Genomic DNA, 18,912 nt, shown 5'->3' with positions numbered 1-18,912 from the left:
TCCCCCAAAACAAGGGCACCCCCTGTTCCAAGGGGGGGAGGAGGGAAAAGCCTTTCCCCCCCTCCTCAGGGCCAACCTGGGGGGGGGGGCGCGGACCCCCCCCCCCCCCCCCCCCCCCCCGCCTTCTTCTCGTGCCGGCGCACATCGCCCGCGTGTGGGCCTTCGCACACTCCCCCGCCGCAGGTCAACGCCAGGTTGACTGGTGTTCGCGGGCCGTGGTGGACTTCCGGAGCCAATACGGCGGCAGGAGAGGAAGCCCGGTGCGAATCCGGCGCGGTCCCGCCACTGTGACCGGGGAAGGATCCCCGGGAGCCAGGAACTCTCACCGCCGGTCTCTTCGAACCAGGGCGCGGACACCCTGAGTGAGGACATACCGCCATGCTCGGCTGCCGATCGACGTTCAGTACCAGGTTCCTCCCTGACCGTGTGACCGGCTGAGCCCCGTGCGTGCCGAACGCGTCTTCGCGTACGGCGCCGCCGCCGGCCTCCTCGGTGACCTCCTCCTCGGCGATCCGCGCCGCGGACACCCGGTCGCCGCGTTCGGCCGTGCCGCCGGTGCCGTGGAACGGGTGCTGTGGCGTGACCACCGCGGGTGGGGCGCGCTGCACACCACCGTGTGCGCCGGTGGCGCCGCCGCCCTCGGGCTGGCCGCCACCCGCGCCGTACGCCGCTCCCCCGCCGCCTCCGTCGCGCTGACCGCCGCCGCCACCTGGTCGGTGGTCGGCGGGACCTCGCTCGCCCGCGAGGCGAGCGCCATCGGCCGTGCCCTGGAGGCCGGCGACGTCGAGGCGGCCCGCGCGCGGCTGCCGCACCTGTGCGGGCGGGACCCGCAGGCGCTGGACGCCGACGGGATCGCCCGGGCCGTCGTGGAGTCCGTCGCCGAGAACACCTCGGACGCGGTGGTGGGCGCCCTGGTGTGGGGCGCCGTGGCCGGAGTGCCGGGGCTGGCCGGCTTCCGGGCCGTGAACACCCTGGACGCGATGGTCGGCCACAAGTCGCCCCGGTATCGCCGCTACGGCTGGGCCTCGGCCAGGCTCGACGACCTCGCGGGCTGGCCCGGCGCCCGGCTGACCGCCGTCCTGGCCACCGTGGCCGGCGGCGATCCGCGGGGCGCCGTACGGGCCTGGCGCGCCGACGCCGCACAGCACCCGAGCCCCAACGCCGGTCCCGTGGAGGCCTCCTTCGCGGGCGCCCTGGGCGTGCGGCTCGGCGGGACGCTCTCCTACGGCGGGCGCATCGAGCACCGGCCCGTCCTCAACGGGGCGGCGGGACGCGCCGTCCGGGCCGGTTCCGGCGACATCGACCGGGCCGTACGGCTCTCCCGGCGCGTGGGCTGGCTGGCGCTCGGCGTGTGCGCGGGCGCGCGGCTGCTCGGCCGCCGGGCACTCACGAAGGGACGTGACTCATGAGCGGTGGCCTCCTCGTCGCCGGCACCACCTCCGACGCCGGCAAGAGCGTCGTCACCGCCGGGATCTGCCGCTGGCTGGTGCGTCAGGGCGTCAAGGTCGCGCCCTTCAAGGCGCAGAACATGTCGCTGAACTCCTTCGTCACCCGCGAGGGCGCCGAGATCGGGCGGGCGCAGGCCATGCAGGCCCAGGCGTGCCGCGTGGAGCCGACCGCGCTGATGAACCCGGTGCTGCTGAAGCCGGGCGGCGAGCAGAGCAGCCAGGTCGTGCTGCTCGGCAAGCCGGTCGGCGAGATGAGCGCCCGCGGCTACCACGGCGGGCGGCAGCAGCGGTTGCTCGGCACGGTGCTGGACTGTCTGGCCGAACTGCGGGGCACGTACGACGCGGTGATCTGCGAGGGGGCGGGCAGTCCGGCCGAGATCAACCTGCGCCGGACCGACATCGTGAACATGGGGATCGCCCGGGGCGCCGGGTTCCCCGTCCTCGTCGTCGGCGACATCGACCGCGGGGGCGTCTTCGCGTCCTTCTTCGGCACGGTGGCGCTGCTGGCGCCCGAGGACCAGGCGCTGGTCGCCGGGTTCCTCGTCAACAAGTTCCGCGGCGACGTGTCCCTGCTGGAACCCGGCCTGGACATGCTCCACGGCCTGACCGGGCGGCGGACGTACGGCGTGCTGCCCTTCCGGCACGGGCTCGGCATCGACGAGGAGGACGGGCTGCGCGTCTCGCTGCGGGGGACGGTGCGGGAGTCGGCCGTCGCGCCGCCCGTCGGCGAGGACGTGCTGCGGGTCGCCGTCTGCGCGGTCCCGCTGATGTCCAACTTCACCGACGTCGACGCGCTCGCCGCCGAGCCGGGCGTCGTGGTGCGCTTCGTGGACCGGCCGGAGGAGCTGGCCGACGCGGATCTCGTCATCGTGCCGGGGACGCGGGGGACGGTCCGGGCGCTGGAGTGGCTGCGGGAGCGGGGGCTCGCGGACGCCATCGCGCGCCGGGTGGCCGAGCGGCGGCCCGTGCTCGGCATCTGCGGCGGTTTCCAGCTGCTCGGCGAGCACATCGAGGACGACGTCGAGTCCCGCGCCGGGCACGTGGACGGGCTCGGACTGCTGCCCGTGCGCGTGCGGTTCGCGCGCGAGAAGACCCTCACGCGGCCGGTGGGCGAGGCCCTCGGCGAACACGTCGAGGGGTACGAGATCCACCACGGGGTCGCCGAAGTGACCGGGGGTGAGCCCTTCTTGGACGGCTGCCGGGTCGGCCAGACCTGGGGCACGCACTGGCACGGCTCGCTGGAGTCGGACGGCTTCCGGCGGGCGTTCCTGCGCGAGGTGGCCGCCGCCGCGGGCCGCCGCTTCGTGCCGGCTCCCGACACCTCGTTCGCCGCGCTGCGCGAGGAGCAGCTCGACCGGCTAGGCGACCTCATCGACCAGCACGCGGACACGGACGCGCTGTGGCGGCTCATCGAGTCCGGCGCGCCCCGAGGACTGCCCTTCATTCCACCAGGAGCGCCCGCATGAGCACAGTGTTGTTGTTGTCCACCGCCGACACGGACCTGCTGGCGGCCCGAGCGTCGGACGCCGCCTACCGCATCGGCAACCCGACCCGGGTCGACGTGACGGAGGAGCTGCCGGGGCTCGTCGAGGGCGCGGACGTCGCCGTCGTACGCCTGCTCGGCGGCAAGCGCGCCTGGGAGGACGGGCTCGCCGCGCTGAAGGCCGCCGGCGTCCCGACCGTCCTGCTCGGCGGCGAGAGCGTGCCGGACGCGGAGCTCATGGCGGAGTCGTCGGTGCCGGCCGGGGTCGTGGCGGAGGCGCTGCGCTACCTCGTCGAGGGCGGCCCCGCCAACCTCACGCAGCTGGCGCGCTTCCTGTCGGACACGGTGCTGCTGACCGGCGAGGGCTTCGACGAGCCGGAGAAGATGCCGGAGTACGGCCTCCACGGCGAGCGGGCGTTCACCGAGGGCCGCCCGACGGTCGGCGTGCTCTTCTACCGCGCCCACCAGCTCAGCGGCAACACCGCCTTCGTCGACACGCTGTGCGACGCGATCGAGGCCCACGGCGCCAACGCGCTGCCCGTGTACTGCGGTTCGCTGCGCGGCGCGGACGCCGGGCTGTACGAGCTGCTGGGCCGGGCCGACGCCCTGGTCGCCACCGTCCTCGCGGCGGGCGGCACGCACGCCTCGCAGGCGTCGGCGGGCGGCGACGAGGAGGCCTGGGACATCGGCGCGCTGGCCGACCTGAACGTCCCGGTGCTGCAAGGGCTCTGCCTGACCTCGTCGCGCGCCGCGTGGGAGGCGTCCGACGCCGCCCTCTCCCCCATGGACGCGGCGATGCAGGTCGCCATCCCGGAGTTCGACGGGCGCCTGGTCACGGTGCCGTTCTCCTTCAAGGAGCAGGGGCCGGACGAGGTGCCGGTGTACGTCGCCGACCCCGAGCGGGCCGGCCGGGTCGCCGGGATCGCCGTACGGCACGCGGCCCTGAAGCACAAGGCGAACGCCGACAAGAAGCTCGCGCTGGTCTTCACCGCGTACCCGACCAAGCACTCCCGCGTCGGCAACGCGGTCGGTCTCGACACCCCGGCGTCGGCGGTGCGGGTCCTGGACGCGCTGCGGGACGCGGGGTACTCCCTCACCGACTACCCGTCCGGCGGCGACGAGCTGATCCACCGGCTCATCGAGGCGGGCGGCCACGACGTCGAGTGGCTGACGGAGGACCAGCTGGCCGCCGCGCCGGCGCGGGTGCCGCTCGCCGACTACCGGGCGTGGTTCGAGAAGCTCGACCCGGACCTCAAGGGAGCCATGCGGGAGGCGTGGGGCGAGCCGCCTGGCTCGCTGTACGTGGACGGGGACGACATCGTGCTCGCGTCGCTCCAGTTCGGGAACGTCGTCGTCATGATCCAGCCGCCGCGCGGCTTCGGCGAGAACCCGATCGCGATCTACCACGACCCCGACATGCCGCCGTCGCACCACTACATGGCCGCGTACCGCTGGCTGGACAACAGTTTCGGCGCCGACGCGATCGTGCACATGGGCAAGCACGGCACGATGGAGTGGCTGCCCGGCAAGGGCCTCGGGCTGAGCGCCGGCTGCGCGCCGGACGCGGTCCTCGGCGACCTGCCGCTGATCTACCCGTTCATCGTCAACGACCCCGGCGAGGGCACCCAGGCCAAGCGACGCGGACACGCCACGGTCGTCGACCACCTGGTCCCGCCGATGGCGCGTGCCGACACCTACGGCGACCTGGCCAAGCTGGAGCAGCTGCTGGACGAGTACGCGCTCGTCTCCGACCTGGACCCGGTGAAGGCACCGGCGGTCCGCGCGCAGATCTGGACGCTGGTCAAGGCGGCCGAGCTCCATCACGACCTGCACGTGGACGACCAGCCGGACGACGACGCGTTCGACGAGTTCGTCATGCACATCGACGGCTACCTGTGCGAGATCAAGGACGTGCAGATCCGCGACGGCCTGCACATTCTCGGCGGCGGCCCGGTCGGTGAGCCACGCGTCAACCTCGTGCTGGCCGTGCTGCGCGCCTCGCAGGTGTGGGGCGGGCAGGCGAACGCGCTGCCGGGGCTGCGGGCGTCGCTGGCCGAGCACTTCGGGCTGGTGGAGAAGGAGCTGCTGGCGGAGCCGGGCGCGCCGGTGAAGGTGCCGGTGGAGCTGACGGATCTGGTCGACGGGCCTTCCCGCAGCGCCGCCGACGCGGTCGACCTGCTGGAGCAGCTGTGCCGGCGGTTCGCGGAGGGGATGGAGTCCCGTGCGTGGGACACCGCGGCCGTACCGGCCCTGGTGCGCGAGGTGCTGGGCGGCGCCGAACTCCCCGACGCTGTGGCCGTGCTGGAGTTCGCCTGCACGGAGGTCGTGCCGCGGCTGGCCCGGACGACGGACGAGATCGGGCACATCCTGCGTGCCCTGGACGGCGGTTACGTCCCGGCGGGCCCGTCGGGCTCCCCGACCCGCGGGCTGGTCAACGTCCTGCCGACCGGCCGGAACTTCTACTCCGTCGACCCGAAGGCGATCCCTTCCCGGCTGAGCTGGGAGGTCGGCCAGTCCCTCGCGGACTCGCTGATCCAGCGCTATCTGAGCGACACCGGCGAATACCCGAAGTCCGTCGGCCTCACGGTGTGGGGCACGTCCGCGATGCGCACCCAGGGCGACGACATCGCGGAGATCCTGGCGCTGCTGGGCTGCCGTCCGGTGTGGGACGACGCCTCGCGCCGGGTCACCGGCTTCGAGATCGTGCCCCCGGCGGAGCTGGGCCGGCCGCGCGTCGACGTCACGGTGCGCATCTCGGGCTTCTTCCGGGACGCGTTCCCGCACGTCGTGGGGCTGATCGACGATGCGGTGCGGGCGGTCGCGGAGCTGGACGAACCCGCCGACCAGAACTACGTGCGCGCCCACGCCGACGCGGACACCGCCGAGCACGGCGACCGGCGCCGGGCGACGGCCCGCATCTTCGGTTCCAAGCCGGGCGCGTACGGCGCCGGCCTGCTGCCGCTGATCGACGCCCGCAACTGGCGCTCCGACGCGGACCTCGCCGAGGTGTACGCGGTGTGGGGCGGCTACGCCTACGGGCGCGGGCTCGACGGGCGCGCGGCGCGCGGGGACATGGAGACGGCGTTCCGGCGGATCGCCGTCGCGGCGAAGAACGTGGACACGCGTGAGCACGACCTCGTCGACGCCGACGACTACTTCCAGTACCACGGCGGCATGGTCGCCATGGTGCGGCACCTGACGGGGGCCTCCCCGGAGGCGTACGTCGGCGACTCGGCCACCCCGGACCAGGTGAAGACCCGGACGCTGGGCGAGGAGACGCACCGGGTGTTCCGGGCCCGCGTGGTCAACCCGCGCTGGATGGCGGCGATGCGGCGGCACGGTTACAAGGGCGCCTTCGAGATGGCGGCCACCGTGGACTACCTCTTCGGGTACGACGCCACGGCCGGGGTCGTGGACGACTGGATGTACGAGAAGCTCAGCGCCGAGTACGTCTTCGACGCGGAGAACCGGGACTTCATGAAGAAGTCCAACCCGTGGGCGCTGCGGGGCATCACGGAGCGGCTGCTGGAGGCGGCCGACCGCGGTCTGTGGGCCGAACCGGACGCGGAGACCCTGGAGCGGCTGCGCGCCACCTATCTGGAGCTCGAGGGCGACTTGGAGGGCGACGAGAAGTGAGTACCCCGTTCCCGTTCACGGCCGTCGTCGGCCAGGACGACCTGCGGCTCGCGCTGCTGCTGAACGCCGTCTCCCCGGCGGTCGGCGGCGTGCTGGTGCGCGGCGAGAAGGGCACCGCCAAGTCCACGGCGGTGCGCGCGCTGTCGGCGCTGATGCCGGAGGTGGACGTCGTCTCCGGCTGCCGGTTCTCCTGCGCCCCGCACGCGCCCGACCCGGGCTGCCCGGACGGCCCGCACGAGTCGGGCGCCTCCGCCCCCCGCCCGGCGCGGATGGTGGAGCTGCCCGTCGGCGCCTCCGAGGACCGGCTGGTCGGCGCGCTCGACATCGAGCGGGCGCTCGCGGAGGGCGTGAAGGCCTTCGAGCCGGGCCTGCTGGCCGACGCGCACCGCGGCATCCTCTACGTCGACGAGGTCAACCTCCTCCACGACCACTTGGTGGACCTGCTCCTCGACGCGGCGGCGATGGGTGCCTCGTACGTGGAGCGCGAGGGCGTGTCGGTGCGGCACGCCTCGAAGTTCCTGCTCGTCGGCACCATGAACCCCGAGGAGGGCGAGCTGCGGCCGCAGCTCCTCGACCGGTTCGGGCTGACCGTGGAGGTCTCGGCCTCGCGCGAGCCCGACCAGCGGGTGGAGGTCGTACGGCGCCGGCTGGCGTACGACGACGACCCGGCCGGTTTCGCCGCGCGCTGGGCCGACGAGGAGGCAGCCGTACGGGCGCGGATCGTGGCGGCGCGGGCGCTGCTGCCGTCGGTGCGGCTCGGGGACGGGGCGCTGCGGCAGATCGCGGCGACCTGTGCCGCCTTCGAGGTGGACGGCATGCGCGCCGACATCGTGATGGCGCGGACGGCCACCGCGCTGGCGGCCTGGGCCGGGCGGACGGACGTACTCGCGGAGGACGTGCGGCAGGCCGCGCTGCTGGCGCTGCCTCACCGGCGGCGGCGGAACCCCTTCGACGCGCCGGGTCTCGACGAGGACAAGCTCGACGAGACGCTGGAGGAGTTCGGCGGGCAGGACGGGGACGGTGGCGGGGACGACGATCCCGACCCGGGCCCCGACGGTCCCGGTGGGCCCGGTGGTCAGCCGGAGCCCGACGACGCACCGCAGGGCGACGGTGACGCCGCCGCGCGCCCCGAGGCCGCGGAGGGCGGGGAGCCGCGGCCTTCGGGTGGTGCCGGTGAGCAGTCACCCGTACGGGCCGCCGAGCCGTTCCGCACCAAGGTGCTGAGCGTGCCGGGGCTCGGTGAGGGTGCCGCCGGGCGGCGGTCGCGGGCCCGGACCGAGCACGGGCGGACCACGGGAGCCCGGCGTCCCCAGGGGGCGCTGACCAAGCTGCACCTGGCTGCCACCGTGCAGGCCGCCGCCCCGCACCAGCGGGCCCGGGGACGGTCGGGGCCCGGTCTGGTGGTCCGGCGGGACGATTTGCGGCAGGCGAGCCGTGAGGGGCGTGAGGGCAACCTCGTGCTCTTCGTCGTGGACGCCTCCGGGTCGATGGCCGCGCGGCAGCGGATGAGCGCCGTGAAGGGTGCCGTGGTGTCGCTGCTGCTGGATGCCTACCAGCGGCGGGACAAGGTGGGGCTGGTGACCTTCCGGGGTTCGGCCGCCGAGGTCGCGCTGCCGCCGACCTCGTCGGTGGACGCGGCGGCGGTCCGGCTGGAGTCTCTGCCGACGGGCGGGCGGACGCCGCTGGCGGCCGGGCTGCTGCGCGCCCATGAGGTGCTGCGGGTGGAGCGCTTGCGGGATCCCGCGCGGCGGGCGCTGGTGGTCGTGGTGACCGACGGCCGGGCCACCGGCGGCCCCGAGCCGGTCGCCCTGGCCGGGCGGGCCGCACGGCTGTTCGCCGCCGAGGGCACCGCCTCCGTCGTCGTGGACTGCGAGTCGGGGCCGGTGCGGCTCGGGCTGGCCGGGCAGCTCGCGGGTGAGCTGGGCGGTACGGCGGTGACGCTGGACGAGCTGCGGGCGGATTCGATCGCCGGGCTGGTCAGGGACGTACAGGGAACGAGGAGGGCCGCGTAGTGCCGAAGGGACAGCCGAGTGTCGTACCGGACGACGGCCTGACGACCCGTCAGCGCCGTAATCGTCCGCTGGTCGTCGTGCACACGGGCATCGGCAAGGGCAAGTCCACCGCCGCCTTCGGGCTGGCCCTGCGGGCGTGGAACCAGGGGTGGCCGATCGGGGTGTTCCAGTTCGTCAAGTCGGCGAAGTGGAAGGTCGGCGAGGAGAACGCGCTGCGGGTGCTGGGCGCCAGTGGTGAGGGCGGGTCCGTCGACTGGCACAAGATGGGCGAGGGCTGGTCCTGGGTCCAGCGGGACATCCAGGGTGACAACTCGACCAACGAGGAGAAGGCCCGGGAGGGCTGGGAGCAGGTCAAGCGGGACCTGGCCGCCGAGACGTACAAGCTGTACGTGCTGGACGAGTTCGCCTACCCGATGCACTGGGGGTGGATCGACACCGACGAGGTCGTGTCCGTGCTGCGGGAGCGGCCCGGGACCCAGCACGTCGTGATCACCGGGCGGAACGCGCCGGAGAAGCTGGTGGAATTCGCCGACCTCGTCACCGACATGTCCAAGGTCAAGCACCCCATGGACGCGGGGCAGAAGGGGCAGAGGGGCATCGAGTGGTGACCTCGCCGGCCTCGCCCTCCGCACCGGCCGCGTCCGTACCCCGGCTGGTCGTCGCCGCTCCCTCCTCGGGCAGCGGCAAGACCACCGTCGCCACCGGGCTGATGGCCGCGCTCGCCGCGCGCGGGTTCGCCGTGTCCCCGCACAAGGTCGGCCCCGACTACATCGACCCCGGCTACCACGCGCTCGCCACCGGGCGGACGGGGCGGAACCTGGACGCCTACCTGTGCGGGCCCGAGCTGGTCGGGCCGCTGTTCCTGCACGGGGCGCACGGCTGCGACATCGCCGTCGTCGAGGGCGTGATGGGGCTGTACGACGGGGCCGCCGGCGAAGGCGAGCTGGCGTCCACCGCCCAGGCCGCCAAGCTGCTGCGGGCGCCGGTCGTACTCGTCGTCGACGCGTCGTCGCAGTCGCGGTCGGTGGCGGCGCTGGTGCACGGGTTCGCGTCCTGGGACCCGGAGGTGCGGGTCGGGGGCGTGATCCTCAACAAGGTCGGGTCGGACCGGCACGAGGTGCTGCTGCGGGAGGCGCTGGAGTCGGCAGGGGTGCCGGTGCTCGGGGTCCTGCGGCGGGCCGCTCAGGTCGAGACGCCGTCGCGGCACCTGGGACTGGTACCGGTCGCCGAGCGGGGACCGCAGGCGGTCGAGGCCGTTGCCTCGATGGCCGCGCAGGTCGCCGACGGGTGCGACCTGGAGGCGCTGGTCGCGCTGGCGCGCGGCGCAGGGCCGCTCTCCTGCGCGGCTTGGGACGCGGGTGAGGTGCTCTCCGCGGTGCTCCCCGCGGCTCCCCCGGTGGGGGAACCCCCGCACGCGCCGGTGGTCGCTCTGGCCGGCGGGGCGGCGTTCACGTTCTCGTACGCCGAGCACGCCGAGCTGCTCGCCGCCGCCGGGGCCGAGGTCGTCGTCTTCGATCCGTTGCGGGACGAGGAGTTGCCCGAGGGGACCCGGGGGCTGGTGATCGGGGGCGGGTTCCCCGAGGTGTACGCCTCGGAGCTGTCCGCCAACGAAGGGCTGCGGAAGTCCGTCGCCGAGCTGGCGCTGAGCGGTGCACCGGTCGCCGCCGAGTGCGCCGGGCTGCTGTACCTGTGCCGGGAGCTGGACGGACTGCCCATGTGCGGGGTGCTGGACGCGTCCGCGCGGATGTCGGAGCGGCTGACGCTGGGCTACCGGGACGCCGTCGCCGTGTCCGGCGGCGCGCTGGCCGTCGCGGGGACGCGGATGCGGGGGCACGAGTTCCACCGGACGGTCGTGGAGCCGGGGGCCGGGGCGGCGCCGGCGTGGGGGATGCGGGCGCCCGAGCGGCGCGTCGAGGGATTTGTGGAGCGCGGTGTGCACGCGAGCTATCTGCACACGCACTGGGCGTCCGAGCCCGGTGTCGCCCGTCGGTTCGTGGAGAGGTGCCGGACGTCATGAGCAGCAGGCTGATCGGTGTGGGAGTCGGGCCCGGGGACCCGGAGCTGGTGACCGTCAAGGGGGTCAACGCGCTGCGGGCCGCCGACGTCGTCGTCGTACCCGTGATGGACACGGGAGAGCGGGGGCGGGCCGAGGCCACCGTGCTGCACTACGTGGGCGCCGAGAAGGTCGTACGGGTCGTGTTCGCGCTCAACGAGCGCACCGACCGGGCGCGGCGCGAGGCGGCCTGGGACGCGGCCGGGGAGCGGGTGGCCGGGCTGCTGCGGGAGCACGGCCGCGTCGCCTTCGCCACCATCGGCGACCCCAACGTGTACTCGACCTTCACCTATCTCGCGCAGACCGTCGGCGGCCTCGTGCCGGGCACCGTCGTGGAGACCGTGCCCGGCATCACCGCCATGCAGGACCTCGCGGCGCGGTCGGGTGCCGTGCTGACGGAGGGCACCGAGCCGCTGACCCTGGTGCCGGTCACCGCGGGTTCCGCCGTGCTCAAGGACGCGTTGAACGGGCCCGGCACGGTCGTCGCCTACAAGTTCGGCCGGCAGGCCGCCGAGGTCGCCGAGGCGCTGCGGGAGACCGGGCGGCTGGACGACGCCGTGTGGGGGTCGGCGCTGGGGCTGCCGGAGGAGTCCCTGCGGGCGGCGGCGGACCTGGACGGGGCTCCGCTGCCCTATCTGTCGACGCTCATCGCGCCCGCCCGGCGCGAGGGCGGGCGGGGCGGGAAACTGTGACCGTCCGTCCGGGGGGCCGCCGCTCACTCGGCGATGCCCACCACCAGCCAGATGAACGCCGCGCCGGCAACCGTGCACAGCAGGGTCGGGCGGGCGGGGTGCTCGTGATGGGCCTCGGGGAGGATCTCGGCGGCGGCGAGGTAGAGCAGTACGCCGCCGAAGAGGCCGAGATACGCGCCGAGCGCCCCTTCCGGGATCGTGAAGAGCAGGGTGGAGGCGGCCCCGGCCACGGGTGCCAGGGCGTCGGCGACCAGCATCGCGATCGCGCGGCGGCGGGCGTTCCCGTACAGGCTGGTCAGCGTGTAGGTGTTGAAGCCGTCCGCGAAGTCGTGGGCGATCACGGCCATCGCGACCGCCGCGCCCATTCCGCCGCCGACCTGGAAGGCCGCGCCGATCGCCACGCCGTCCATCGCGCTGTGGCCGACCATCGCGGCGGCGGCCGTCAGGCCCACCTGGGGCGAGCGCTGTCCGTGTTCGTCGGCGCCGTGCGCGGCGCGGCGGGCGGCCAGCAGGCGTTCCACGAGGTGCGCGAGCAGGAATCCGGCGACGAAGAGCAGCAGTGCCTCGGGCACGCCGAACACCTCGCCGCCCGCCGCTTCCAGCGCCTCCGGCAGCAGGTCGAGGCCGACCACGCCCAGTATCAGGCCGCCGGCCAGGCCCAGGACCAGGTGGCGCCGGTCGGTCACGCGCTGTGCCGTCCAGCCGCCGGCCAGCGTCATCAGGAACGCGCCGAGCGCTACGAAGACCGCCATGGGCCCTTGCTATCCGATCAGAGCGCGTATCCGTGCGCACCACAGCAGCAACCGCAGTAAATATGCGTAGGAGAGGACCGATTCCCATGGCTCCCGAGGCTTCCGCGGCTCCCGAGGCTTCCGTGACTCCCGAAGCCTCCGTGACTTCCACGGCTTCCGTGACTTCCGGGGCTCCCGTGACTCCCGAAGCCTCCGTGGCTTCCACGGCTTCCGTGACTTCCGGGGCTCCCGTGACTTCCGCAGTTCCCTCGGCTCCCGCGGCTCCCGCGGTTTCTCCGGCCGCCACGGCAGCCGCGGCCGAGGACCCCGTCGGCAAGGTGACCTTCGTCGGTGCCGGTCCCGGCGCCGCCGACCTGCTGACGTTCCGCGCCGCGCGTGCCATCGCCGAGGCCGACGTCGTGATCTGGGCGGCGAGCCTGGTCCAGGCGGAGGTCCTCCAGCACGCGCGGGGGGACGCGGAGGTCCTGGACTCGGCGACGATGTCGCTGGAGGACGTCGTGGCCGTCTACCGGCGGGCGCGTCAGCAGGGGCTGCGGGTGGCCCGCATCCACTCCGGTGACCCGGCCCTGTGGGGCGGTACGCAGGAACAGCTCGACCGGTGCGCGGAGATCGGTATCGCGACCGAGATCGTGCCCGGCGTCTCCGCCTTCTCCGCGGTCGCCGCGCTCGCGCAGCGGGAGCTGACCATCCCGGAGGTCGCGCAGTCCGTCGTCCTGACCCGGCTCGGCGGCGGCAAGACGCCGATGCCGCCCGGGGAGGAGGTCCGCGAGTTCGCGAAGCACGGCACCACCATGGCGATCTTCCTGTCGGCGGCCCGCAGCGGCCAGCTGGTGCGGGAGCTGCTGGAGGGCGGCTACCCGACCGAGACGCCGGTCGTCGTCGCGTACCAGGCCACCTGGCCGGAGGAACTGGTCGTGCGGTGCACGATCGGCACGCTGGAGGAGACGGTCAAGGAGCACAAACTCTGGAAGCACACCCTGTTCCTGGTCGGCCCGGCCCTCGACGCGCACGGCACCCGCTCGCACCTGTACCACCCGGGGCACTTCCACGGCTACCGCAAGGCCGACCCCCGGGCGCGCCGGGAGCTGCGCACACGGGGTGCGAGCACGTGATCACCGTGGTGGGGATGGGGGCCGGCGCGCCGCCCGGCGAGGACGTCGCCGCCGGTGCGGAGCTGGTCGTCGGCGGGCGGCGCCACCTGGACGCCGTACGGCTGCCGGACGGTGCCGAGCGGGTCGTGCTCGGGGCGCTCGCGCCCGCCCTCGACACGGTCGCGGAGTACGTCGCGAAGGGGCGGCGGGTGGTCGTGCTGGCCTCCGGTGACCCGGGGTTCTTCGGGATCGTGCGGGTGCTGGCCGAGCGGTTCGGGCCGGAGCGGCTGGACGTGCGGCCCGGTGTCTCCTCCGTCGCCGCCGCGTTCGCGCGGGCCGGGCTGCCGTGGGACGACGCGGTGGTGGCCAGCGCGCACGGGCGGGACCCGCGGACGGCGGTGAACCTGTGCCGGGCCCACCCGAAGGTCGCCGTGCTGACGGGGCCCGGGGCCGGCCCGGCGGAACTCGGCGCCGCGCTGCGGGCCGACCCGCGGGTCCTCGTCGTCGCCTCCGCGCTGGGCTCCGCCGAGGAGCGCGTGGAGCGGGTGACTCCCGCCGAGGCCGCCGTCCGTGACTGGGGGACGGCGGTGAGCGTGGTGCTGTGCCTGGACGAGGCACGGGCGCCGGCCCCGGTACGGACGGTCGCCGGGCCTCGGCCGGGTCCCGCCGGGTGGGCGCTGGACGAGGCCGAGTTCGCGCACCGCGACTCGATGATCACGAAGTTCGAGGTGCGGGCGCTGGCGCTGGCCCGGCTCGGGCCCCGCCCCGGCGACCTGGTCTGGGACGTCGGCGCGGGCTCCGGTTCCGTCGCCGTGGAGTGCGCGCGGCTCGGCGCCGCCGTCACCGCCGTCGAGAAGACGCCGGACGGTGTCGATCGCGTCCGCGCCAACGCCGCCGCGCACGGCGTCGACGTCCGGGTGGTGCAGGGGGCGGCGCCCGCGGCGCTGTCCGGCCTGGACGACGACCCGGACGCCGTGTTCGTCGGCGGTGGCGGGCGCGAACTGCCCGCGATCGTCGCGCGGTGCGCGCGACGGGCGCGGCGGACCGTGGTCGTCGCCATGGCCGCGCTGGACCGGGTGCCGGCAGCCCGCCGGGCCCTGCTCGACGCCGGGCTGGAGTGCGACGGGGTGCTGCTGCAGTCGTCCCGGCTCGCGCCGCTGCCGGGGGACGTGACCCGGCTCGCGGCGACCAATCCCGTCTTCCTGCTGTGGGGCGTGAGGCCGCACAGCCGTACCGAAGGAGTTGCCCCTTGATCGGCCTCATTTCCGCCACCTCGGCGGGAGCTGCGGCGCGGGACCGGCTGGCCGCGGCGTGGCCGGACCGCACGCGCGTGTACGGGGGTCCCGTCGCGGACGCCGTGCGGACCGCGTTCGCCGAGTGCGAGCAGCTCGTGTGCTTCCTGGCCACGGGGGCCGTGGTCCGGCTCGTGGCGCCGCTGCTGGACGACAAGCGGACCGACGCCGGTGTGGTGTGCGTCGACGAGGGCGGGCGGTTCGCCGTGTCGCTGGTCGGCGGCCACGGGGGCGGCGCCAACGAACTCGCCCGCGCGGTCGGTGCGGTGCTGGGCGCCGAGCCGGTGGTGACGACGGCGACGGACGCCGTGGGCCTGCCCGGCCTGGACACCCTCGGGCTGCCCGTGGAGGGCGATGTCGCCGGGGTCTCGCGGGCCCTGCTGGACGGCGAGCCGGTCGCGCTGCGGTCGGAGGTGGCCTGGCCGCTGCCGCCGCTGCCGGTCGCCGAGGGCGGGGCGTACACGATCCGGCTGACGGACCGTCTGGTGGAGCGGGCCGAGCGCGAGGCCGTCCTGCGTCCGCCGTCCCTGGTCGTCGGCGTCGGCGCGTCCAGGGGGGCGCCGGTCGACGAGGTGCTCGGGCTGGTGGAGGAGGCCCTGCGGGACGCCGGGCTGTCCGCCGCGTCGGTCGCCGAGCTGGCCACCGTGGACGCCAAGGCCGAGGAGCCCGGGATCGTGGGCGCCGCCGAGCGGCTGGGCGTGCCCCTGGTGACGTACGCCGCCGACGAGCTGGCGGGCATCGAGGTGCCCAACCCCTCCGACGCCCCGCTCGCGGCCGTGGGCACCCCGTCGGTCGCGGAGGCGGCGGCGCTGGTGCGCGGCGGCGAACTCCTCGTGCCCAAGCGCAAGTCGGCGGCGACCCCCGCGATGGCGACCTGCGCCGTCGTACGGCGTCCGGGGCGCGGGCGGCTCGCGGTGGTCGGGCTCGGGCCGGGCGCCCGGGACCTGGTCACGCCGCGCGCGCAGGCGGAGTTGCGGCGGGCGTCCGTGCTGGTCGGCCTCGACCAGTACGTCGACCAGATCCGCGACCTGCTGCGGCCCGGCACGCGGGTCCTGGAGTCGGGGCTCGGCGCCGAGGAGGAGCGGGCCCGGACCGCGGTCGAGGAGGCCCGGCGCGGGCACGCCGTGGCGCTGATCGGCAGCGGGGACGCCGGGGTGTACGCCATGGCCTCGCCCGCACTGGCGGAGGCCTCCGACGACATCGACGTGGTCGGGGTGCCGGGCGTGACGGCGGCGCTGGCGGCCGGGGCGATCCTGGGCGCGCCGCTCGGCCACGACCACGTGTCGATCAGCCTGTCCGACCTGCACACGCCGTGGGAGGTCATCGAGCGGCGGGTGCGGGCGGCGGCCGAGGCGGACATCGTCGTGACGTTCTACAACCCGCGCAGCCGGGGCCGGGACTGGCAGCTGCCCAAGGCGCTGGCGATCCTCGCGGAGCACCGGGCGCCGGCGACGCCGGTGGGTGTCGTACGCAACGCGTCGCGCGCCGACGAGTCCAGCCGGCTCACCACGCTCGCCGCTCTCGACCCGGCGACCGTCGACATGATGACCGTCGTGACGGTGGGCAACACCGCGACCCGCGAGATCGCCGGGCGCATGGTGACGCCGCGCGGCTACCGCTGGCAGGAGGAGCCCAAGTGAGCCGTGTCGTCCACCCCATCGAGCAGGAGTCCTTCCGGCGGCTGCGCGCCCGGCTGGACACGTCGCACTTCCCGCCGCTGTCCCGGGCGGTCGTGGAGCGGGTCATCCACTCCGCCGCCGACCTGGAGTACGCCTCCGACCTCGTCCTGGACGAGGACGAGCTGGTGACGGCGCACGCCGCGCTGCACGCCGGTGCGCCGGTCGTCGTGGACGTGGAGATGGTCGCGGCCGGGATCACCCGGCGGCAGACCGTGTGCCGGCTGGGGGACGCCGTCGCCGGCCCGGGACTGACGCGCTCCGCGCACGCCGTGCGGCTGGCGTACGAGCAGGTCGGGCCCGGCGCGCTGTGGGTGATCGGCTGCGCGCCCACCGCGCTGGAGGAACTGCTCACCCTGGACGCCTCGCCCGCGCTCGTCGTCGGGCTGCCCGTCGGCTTCGTCGGGGCGGCCGAGTCCAAGGCCGCGCTGCGCGAGAGCGGGCTGCCCGCCGTCAGCAACGTGTCCGAGAAGGGCGGTTCGGCGGTCGCCGCCGCCGCGCTGAACGCCCTGCTGTACCACCCCACTTCGTACTCCGATTCGCACTTCGAGGAGAAATCGTGACCACCCCGCCGCCCGCCCTGCTCATCGCCGGACACGGCACCCGGGACGAGGCCGGAGCCGAGGCGTTCCGCGACTTCGTGCGCGAGCTGGGCCGCCGCCACCCCGAACTGCCCGTCGCCGGCGGCTTCATCGAGCTGTCCCCGCCGCCGCTGGGCGAGGCGGTCGCCGAGCTGGTCGAGCGCGGCGTGCGCCGGTTCGCCGCGGTGCCGCTGATGCTGGTCTCCGCCGGACACGCCAAGGGCGACATCCCGGCGGCGCTGTCCCGCGAGAAGGAGCGGCACCCCGGCATCTCGTACACGTACGGACGTCCACTGGGCCCGCACCCGGCGCTGCTGCGGGTGCTGGAGCGGCGGCTGGCTCAGGCGGTCGACCCGTCCTGGGACCCCGCCGAGGTGACCGTGCTGCTGGTCGGGCGCGGGTCGACGGACCCGGACGCCAACGCGGAGGTGTTCAAGGCGGCGCGGCTGCTGTGGGAGGGGCGTGGGTACGGGGCCGTGGAGACGGCGTTCGTGTCGCTGGCGAAGCCGGACGTGCCGGGCGGCCTGGACCGGTGCGTGCGCCTCGGGGCGCGGCGGGTCGTGGTCCTGCCGTACTTCCTGTTCACCGGCATCCTCCCGGACCGGGTCCGGCACCAGACCGAGGAGTGGGCCGCCGCGCACCCGGAGACCGAGGTGCGGTCGGCCGACGTCATCGGGCCGGAGCCGGAGCTGCTCGACCTGGTGTGGGAGCGGTACGAGGAGGCCGTCAAGGGCGACCTCCGGATGAACTGCGACAGTTGCGTGTACCGGATCGCGCTGCCCGGGTTCGAGGACAAGGTGGGGCTGCCGCAGCAGCCGCACTTCCACCCCGACGACGACGGCCATCACCACCACGGGCACCATCACGGGCATGGACACGCACACTCCCATGCACACTGAGGCCGGGGCCCGGGCCGGTTCCGGGGGCCCCGACCTGCGGCACCACGGGGACGCCGAGGTCCGCGACGACGGCTCGGCGCTGGTGGACCTCGCGGTGAACGTGCGCGCGGGCACGCCGCCGGACTGGCTGCGCGACCACGTCGCCGCCTCCCTCGGCTCCCTCGCGGCCTACCCGGACGGGCGGGCCGCGCGGGCGGCGGTGGCGGCGCGGCACGGGCTGCCGGTGGAGCGGGTCCTGCTGACGGCGGGCGCGGCCGAGGCGTTCGTGCTGCTGGCGCGGGCCCTGAAGGTGCGCCGGCCGGTCGTGGTGCACCCCCAGTTCACGGAGCCGGAGGCGGCGTTGCGGGACGCGGGGCACACGGTCGACCGGGTGCTGCTGCGGGAGGCGGACGGCTTCCGGCTGGACCCGGCGGCCGTCCCCGAGGACGCCGACCTGGTGGTGATCGGCAACCCGACCAACCCGACGTCGGTGCTGCACCCGGCGGCCGCGATCGCGGAGCTGGCCCGTCCCGGGCGGACGCTGGTCGTGGACGAGGCCTTCATGGACGCGGTGCCGGGCGAGCGGGAGGCGCTGGCCGGGCGCACGGACGTACCCGGGCTGGTCGTCCTGCGCAGCCTCACCAAGACGTGGGGGCTGGCCGGGCTGCGCATCGGATACGTCCTGGCGGCCCCGGAGACGGTCACCGGTCTGGAGCGCGCCCAGCCGCTGTGGCCCGTGTCCACGCCCGCGCTGGCGGCGGCCGAGGTGTGCGTGGCACCACCGGCGCTGGCGGAGACCGCCCACGCCGCCTACCACATCGCCGCGGACCGGGCCCATCTCGTCGCCGGGCTGGCGGAGTTCGCCGGCGCCGGGTTGCGGGTCGCCGAGCCCGCCGAGGGCCCCTTCGTCCTCGTCCGCCTGCCGAACGCGGCCTCGGTACGCCACCGGCTGCGCGACCTCGGGTACGCGGTACGGCGCGGGGACACGTTCCCGGGGCTGGGCGAGGAGTGGCTGCGCCTGGCGGTACGGGACCGGGCCACGACGGACGGCTTCCTGCGGGCGCTGGGGCGGGCGGTGGCGGAACCGGCCTGAGGCGTACGGCCCTCCCCCGGGAGCCCGGCGCGGACGCCCCGCGGTCCGCCCTGGGCTCCGCCGCCCGCCGGTACCTCGGCCCGCCTCGCCCGTCGGCATCCCGGGCGGCGGTGCCGGCCGCGACGTACGGGGTCGCCCAGCCGCCGCCCGTCGCCGCCGCCCGTCGCCGTCGCCCGCCGCCGTCGCGCCGGTGCGGACCACCTCGGCGCGCGGGACGCCGACGGG

At 75.1% G+C, this 18,912-nt stretch carries 14 protein-coding genes and 1 riboswitch; of the genes, 13 read left to right on the top strand and 1 reads right to left on the bottom strand.

What is annotated here, in order from left to right:
• Window positions 1–202 precede the first annotated feature (202 nt).
• Window positions 203–341, top strand: a riboswitch (cobalamin riboswitch).
• Between the two features lie 102 nt (window positions 342–443).
• Genes ACZ7G3_RS11420 through cobI form a run of 7 tightly spaced genes read left to right on the top strand, consistent with a single transcriptional unit; the run spans window position 444 to window position 11,324 of the window.
• Window positions 444–1,409 (top strand): cobalamin biosynthesis protein, encoded by a 966-nt coding sequence (locus ACZ7G3_RS11420; RefSeq protein ID WP_470924882.1) that lies wholly within the window; start codon window positions 444–446, stop codon window positions 1,407–1,409.
• The gene (locus ACZ7G3_RS11415) at window positions 1,406–2,914 is read left to right on the top strand and encodes a cobyric acid synthase (RefSeq protein WP_470924881.1); all 1,509 of its coding nucleotides are present in this window, start codon (window positions 1,406–1,408) and stop codon (window positions 2,912–2,914) included. The genes ACZ7G3_RS11420 and ACZ7G3_RS11415 overlap by 4 nt, the downstream gene beginning before the upstream one ends.
• Window positions 2,911–6,567 (top strand): cobaltochelatase subunit CobN, encoded by a 3,657-nt coding sequence (cobN, locus tag ACZ7G3_RS11410; protein ID WP_470924879.1) that lies wholly within the window; start codon window positions 2,911–2,913, stop codon window positions 6,565–6,567. The genes ACZ7G3_RS11415 and cobN overlap by 4 nt, the downstream gene beginning before the upstream one ends.
• Window positions 6,564–8,579, top strand: a complete 2,016-nt coding sequence (locus ACZ7G3_RS11405) for a putative cobaltochelatase (protein ID WP_470924878.1) — start codon at window positions 6,564–6,566, stop codon at window positions 8,577–8,579. The genes cobN and ACZ7G3_RS11405 overlap by 4 nt, the downstream gene beginning before the upstream one ends.
• Complete coding sequence (gene cobO, locus ACZ7G3_RS11400; RefSeq protein ID WP_470924876.1) at window positions 8,579–9,187, top strand: cob(I)yrinic acid a,c-diamide adenosyltransferase; 609 nt, start codon at window positions 8,579–8,581, stop codon at window positions 9,185–9,187. Before ACZ7G3_RS11405 ends, cobO begins: the two co-directional genes overlap by 1 nt.
• The gene (locus ACZ7G3_RS11395; RefSeq protein WP_470924874.1) at window positions 9,181–10,596 is read left to right on the top strand and encodes a cobyrinate a,c-diamide synthase; all 1,416 of its coding nucleotides are present in this window, start codon (window positions 9,181–9,183) and stop codon (window positions 10,594–10,596) included. The genes cobO and ACZ7G3_RS11395 overlap by 7 nt, the downstream gene beginning before the upstream one ends.
• Complete coding sequence (gene cobI, locus ACZ7G3_RS11390) at window positions 10,593–11,324, top strand: precorrin-2 C(20)-methyltransferase (protein ID WP_426519337.1); 732 nt, start codon at window positions 10,593–10,595, stop codon at window positions 11,322–11,324. Before ACZ7G3_RS11395 ends, cobI begins: the two co-directional genes overlap by 4 nt.
• 23 nt (window positions 11,325–11,347) lie before the next feature.
• Here cobI and ACZ7G3_RS11385 read toward each other — a convergent pair whose 3' ends face one another.
• Window positions 11,348–12,076, bottom strand: coding sequence for a ZIP family metal transporter (locus ACZ7G3_RS11385; protein WP_426599515.1), 729 nt, complete (start codon window positions 12,074–12,076; stop codon window positions 11,348–11,350).
• 317 nt (window positions 12,077–12,393) lie between these two features.
• Between ACZ7G3_RS11385 and cobM the strand changes: the two genes are divergently transcribed.
• From cobM to cobC, 6 genes are read left to right on the top strand one after another with little or no spacing between them, the layout of a single operon-like run.
• Complete coding sequence (gene cobM, locus ACZ7G3_RS11380; protein ID WP_470924961.1) at window positions 12,394–13,188, top strand: precorrin-4 C(11)-methyltransferase; 795 nt, start codon at window positions 12,394–12,396, stop codon at window positions 13,186–13,188.
• Window positions 13,185–14,420 (top strand): precorrin-6y C5,15-methyltransferase (decarboxylating) subunit CbiE, encoded by a 1,236-nt coding sequence (gene cbiE, locus ACZ7G3_RS11375; protein ID WP_470924872.1) that lies wholly within the window; start codon window positions 13,185–13,187, stop codon window positions 14,418–14,420. Before cobM ends, cbiE begins: the two co-directional genes overlap by 4 nt.
• Window positions 14,417–16,099, top strand: a complete 1,683-nt coding sequence (gene cobJ, locus ACZ7G3_RS11370; protein WP_470924870.1) for a precorrin-3B C(17)-methyltransferase — start codon at window positions 14,417–14,419, stop codon at window positions 16,097–16,099. Before cbiE ends, cobJ begins: the two co-directional genes overlap by 4 nt.
• Window positions 16,096–16,698: a precorrin-8X methylmutase gene (locus ACZ7G3_RS11365; protein WP_470924869.1), complete on the top strand. Its 603-nt coding sequence runs from the start codon at window positions 16,096–16,098 to the stop codon at window positions 16,696–16,698. Before cobJ ends, ACZ7G3_RS11365 begins: the two co-directional genes overlap by 4 nt.
• Window positions 16,695–17,615 (top strand): sirohydrochlorin chelatase, encoded by a 921-nt coding sequence (locus ACZ7G3_RS11360; RefSeq protein ID WP_470924867.1) that lies wholly within the window; start codon window positions 16,695–16,697, stop codon window positions 17,613–17,615. The genes ACZ7G3_RS11365 and ACZ7G3_RS11360 overlap by 4 nt, the downstream gene beginning before the upstream one ends.
• Complete coding sequence (cobC, locus tag ACZ7G3_RS11355) at window positions 17,587–18,687, top strand: Rv2231c family pyridoxal phosphate-dependent protein CobC (RefSeq protein ID WP_470924865.1); 1,101 nt, start codon at window positions 17,587–17,589, stop codon at window positions 18,685–18,687. The genes ACZ7G3_RS11360 and cobC overlap by 29 nt, the downstream gene beginning before the upstream one ends.
• The last annotated feature ends 225 nt before the right edge of the window (window positions 18,688–18,912 follow it).

It is taken from the genome of Streptomyces sp. NPDC037271, assembly GCF_055603605.1.
This window is presented reverse-complemented; position numbering and strand designations above follow the sequence as displayed.